The sequence below is a fragment of the Nocardiopsis sp. RV163 genome, from assembly GCF_001029525.1.
Lineage (GTDB): Bacteria > Actinomycetota > Actinomycetes > Streptosporangiales > Streptosporangiaceae > Nocardiopsis > Nocardiopsis dassonvillei.
Map to the genome: position 1 here is coordinate 1 of NZ_LEKI01000278.1, position 3777 is coordinate 3777.

The 3777-nt window shown below is 69.2% G+C and carries 5 protein-coding genes; 2 read left to right on the forward strand and 3 right to left on the reverse strand.

The features are described from left to right. Nucleotides 1-152 precede the first annotated feature (152 nt). Nucleotides 153-620, forward strand: a complete 468-nt coding sequence (soxR, locus tag ABD54_RS25905; RefSeq protein WP_047872170.1) for a redox-sensitive transcriptional activator SoxR — start codon at nt 153-155, stop codon at nt 618-620. A 53-nt stretch (nt 621-673) separates the two neighbouring features. Here soxR and rnhA read toward each other — a convergent pair whose 3' ends face one another. The 3 genes from rnhA to ABD54_RS25920 form a co-directional block, all read right to left on the reverse strand. Continuing rightward, complete coding sequence (gene rnhA, locus ABD54_RS25910; RefSeq protein ID WP_019607377.1) at nt 674-1147, reverse strand: ribonuclease HI; 474 nt, start codon at nt 1145-1147, stop codon at nt 674-676. Between the two features lie 217 nt (nt 1148-1364). Then, nucleotides 1365-2024, reverse strand: a complete 660-nt coding sequence (def, locus tag ABD54_RS25915; RefSeq protein ID WP_047872171.1) for a peptide deformylase — start codon at nt 2022-2024, stop codon at nt 1365-1367. A gap of 20 nt (nt 2025-2044) precedes the next feature. Beyond that, entirely contained in the window at nt 2045-2488 is a 444-nt protein-coding gene (locus tag ABD54_RS25920) for an SMI1/KNR4 family protein (protein ID WP_013152997.1), read from the reverse strand. Between the two features lie 165 nt (nt 2489-2653). Here ABD54_RS25920 and ABD54_RS25925 point away from each other — a divergent pair, with 165 nt between their 5' ends. Next, the gene (locus ABD54_RS25925) at nt 2654-3592 is read left to right on the forward strand and encodes a hypothetical protein (RefSeq protein WP_047872172.1); all 939 of its coding nucleotides are present in this window, start codon (nt 2654-2656) and stop codon (nt 3590-3592) included. Nucleotides 3593-3777: the final 185 nt, after the last annotated feature.

Genomic DNA, 3777 nt, shown 5'->3' on the forward strand with positions numbered 1-3777 from the left:
GACGGCCCCGACCACCAGGTTGACACCATGAACACCCAGCACCACTGGACCACCACACCCCTGACCGCGGACCTCCTGCGCGGCGCCCTGGACCTGGAGCGCACCGAGCACGGCGTCCCACCGCACCATCGGCCACGCCCTAGGATGAACACGTGGCACCCATCGTCAAGGAACTCACCGTCGGCCAGGTGGCCGAACGCGCCGGAGTCGCAGTCTCGGCCCTGCACTTCTACGAACGCCAGGGCCTGATCCACAGCCGCCGCACCGCAGGCAACCAGCGCCGCTACCGCCGCGACACCCTGCGCCGGGTCTCCTTCATCCGCATCTCCCAACGCGTGGGCATGCCCCTGGCACGCATCCGCCAGGCCCTGGACACCCTGCCCGACAACCGCACCCCCACCCGTGACGACTGGGCCCGCCTGTCCCAGCAGTGGCGCACCGAACTCGACGCCCGCATAAGCCAACTCATCCGCCTGCGCGACGACCTGACCAACTGCATCGGCTGCGGCTGCCTGTCCCTGGACACCTGCACCCTGTCCAACCCCGACGACGCCCTGGCCTCCGCCGGCCCCGGCCCGCGCCGCCTGATGGTCAACGCCCTGGCCCGCGAGAGCGGCTGAACACACGGGGAGGGCGGCGAACACCCGCGTTCGCCGCCCTCCCCGCACCGCCCCTACACCCCGGCGGCCTCGTCGCGTCCGCGCCGCGCCAAAGCGTCGGCGCGCTCGTTGCCCTCGTCGCCGCTGTGCCCGCGCACCCAGCGCCACTCCACCTCATAGCGCGAGGCGACCTCGTCCAGGCGCTGCCACAGGTCCACGTTCTTGACCGGCTTCTTGTCGGCCGTGCGCCAGCCCCGCCGCTTCCACCCGTGCAGCCACGAGGTGATCCCGTTGCGCACGTAGGAGGAGTCGGTGTGCACCAGCACCGGCAGCGGCTGTCGCAGGCTCTCCAGCGCCCGGATCGCCGCCATCAGCTCCATCCGGTTGTTGGTGGTCTGCGCCTCACCCCCGTACAGCTCCTTCTCGTGGCCGCCGTAGCGCAGCCACACCCCCCATCCGCCCGGACCGGGGTTACCGCTGCACGCCCCGTCGGTGTAGATGACCACCCGCTGCGTCGGCTCCTGGCCGACCTCGTCCCCGTTACGCATGCCGGGCAATCTACCGCCCCCCACGGTCACGAAAAGGCCACAACCCCAGCCAACAGGGCCGCAAAAGGAGCCAATCACCCCCAATGGAGCCCCTACAACCACCACTTCGGCCCGTCGACCCGGCCAAAGGACCCTCCACACCCGCACCAACCAACCACCCCCGCACCACAAAAAAAGGGGCGTTCCGCACCCGGAACACCCCCGCACACAGCCCAGATCAGCCGGCCAGCTCCCTCGCCAGCTCCTCGGCCCGCTCCTCACGACGCGCGAACACGTCGTTGGCCATCTCGTTCATCTTCTTCAGCACCCGCTTGCGCTCACGCGCACTCAACCGGTCCACGTACAACCGGCCCAGCGTGTGATCGGTCTCGTGCTGCAGACACCGCGCGAAGTACCCGCTGCCGCTGACGACCACGGGCCCGCCGTCGCGGTCCACCCCCCGCACCGTGGCGTGCTCGACCCGCCCCAGATCCGCGTGCGGCCCCGGAACCGACAAACACCCCTCGGACTCCACCACCACCGCGTCATCGGGGTCGCGCTCGTCCAATACCGGGTTGACCACGTGCCCCACATGACGCACACCGTCATCATCAGGGCAGTCATAGACGAACACCCTCAGGTCCACACCCACCTGGCTGCCCGCCAACCCCACACCCTCGGCCGCGTACATCGTCACGAACATGTCGTCGATGAGCGCGGACAACTCCGCCGAGCCCAACAGCTGCGGCGCCACATCCACACCACGCCGGTGCAGCACCTCCTCACCCGTCACGGTGATCCGCCGCACCCGGCCGCGCGCCGCCTCCGGAGCCCACTCGGGAAAATCCGCGACCTCCCGGCCCTGAACGACGACGCCAACCCCGCCATGCTCCGACATGGTCCTACTCTCACCAGACTTCAACGAAACCAGGAGTTGCCCTGGATCAGACACCGCGCCAGGTAGTCGCGCAACGACACCACCACCAGGCGTCGCCGGTCACTCTCATGGTCCCACACCACGATCCCCGGACCGTAGTCGGTGTGCACGTAGGCGAACTGCGGCCCCATGTCCGAGTCACCGAAGAAGATCATCTCGTCGAAGGGCGCGTACAGCTCCAGATAGTCCGGTTCCCGGCGCATCGCCAGGTTGTCCTCCACCAGGCGCCGCGCACTCCACACCACCGCGTCCCCGTACTCGTTGGTCACCCCGTCGGTCTCGCGCAGCAACGAGGCCAGCTCGAAGGGAAGGGGCAGCATCAGGTGCTTCTCCACCTCGGCAAGGGTCACCTCATCGGCCGGATCGCTCAGATCGGCCTCGGGATACATCTCCAGGATCAGTTCACGCCACACACTCCTGATCATCACAGGTCGTGGCAACCCACGGGAAATCGTCGGCGGCGAGTTGCGCCAAAAACCCGAACCCGCGGGCGCCGCACCACCCCAAACCCCGAACACGCCACCCATATCACGATGCGTGCACAACCGATCACCATTCGACACAATGACCCCATGGCTTCCACCGCACGCATGCTCGCCACCACCGCGCTCGCCGCCGCCCTGACCGCCCTGGGCACGCCGGCCCATGCCACCACCGCGACCACCACCGCCTACCCCGGCCACACCACCAGCCGCTACGTCCCCCTCACCAACGCCACCTCCACCCAGGCCCACGAGGCCGGATGCACCGAAGGACGCACCGGCGCCACCGGCCCGCGCGTCCTCTTCTTCGGCACCCAGGAAAAGAACGACACCCTACGCGAACCCGGCACCTCGGGAAAATCCACCACACCCCGCTCCGCCTACAGCAAGGCCGCCGCCTACGCCCACCACTGGGCCCAGGGCTTCACCGAGTGCCGCACCGGCCAGGCCAGCGCCCACCTGGCCCTGGGCGTCAACAACAAGGACGACGGCGGCGTCACCGGCACCCACGCCGGACAGCGCTGGGCCGACCTGGTCACCACCGTCCAAGACGCCTCCACCACCGAGGCCGTCACCATCACCGCCGCCCTGGACGCCGAACCCTCCTGGTCCACCCCCGCCTGGGCCCGCGACTGGCTCGCCGCCTACACCCAGGCCACCACCACACCGCTCTACGCCGCCAACTCCGCCGACTCCTGCCCCACCACCGGCTCGGGCAACTGCGCCAACGGCTGGCGCCTGGCCGACGTCCACCACATGGCCGGCGGAGGCAACCCCCGCGTCCACGTCATCCCCCAGATCTACCGCACCGACGGCATCCAGGCCGACCAGTGGGCCAACATCAGCCGCTGGGGCCACACCAACACCGACGACCCCCTGCGCTTCGCCGGAGCCATGTCACAGCACACCGCCTGCCAACAGCGCACCTGCAACAACACCGACAACACCCCCCAACAGTCCTGGAACCAACTCAAGAAGGCCCTGGACGCCCACAGCAGCACCCGCGTCAGCGACCTGGGCCCCGCCACCGACATGCGCTGGCCCTAAAAACCCCGAACACACCGCCCAGGAGGGCTCCCGCACCGACCGGGAGCCCTCCTGACCGCTGTCCCCACCCCCGCTACAGGGGAGCCCGCACCACCGCGCCCACACCCGCGAACAGGACACAATAGACACCAGCACCCACGAGCGCAGGAACGGAAGAACCACCCATGGCCACCGCACCCCACCAC

Coding starts and splice junctions, on each gene's coding strand:
- rnhA (WP_019607377.1), bottom strand. CDS start 1,147: ATGCGTAACGGGGACGAGGTCGGCCAGGAGCCGACGCAGCGGGTGGTC.
- def (WP_047872171.1), bottom strand. CDS start 2,024: ATGTCGGAGCATGGCGGGGTTGGCGTCGTCGTTCAGGGCCGGGAGGTC.
- ABD54_RS25920 (WP_013152997.1), bottom strand. CDS start 2,488: ATGATCAGGAGTGTGTGGCGTGAACTGATCCTGGAGATGTATCCCGAG.
- ABD54_RS25925 (WP_047872172.1), top strand. CDS start 2,654: ATGCTCGCCACCACCGCGCTCGCCGCCGCCCTGACCGCCCTGGGCACG.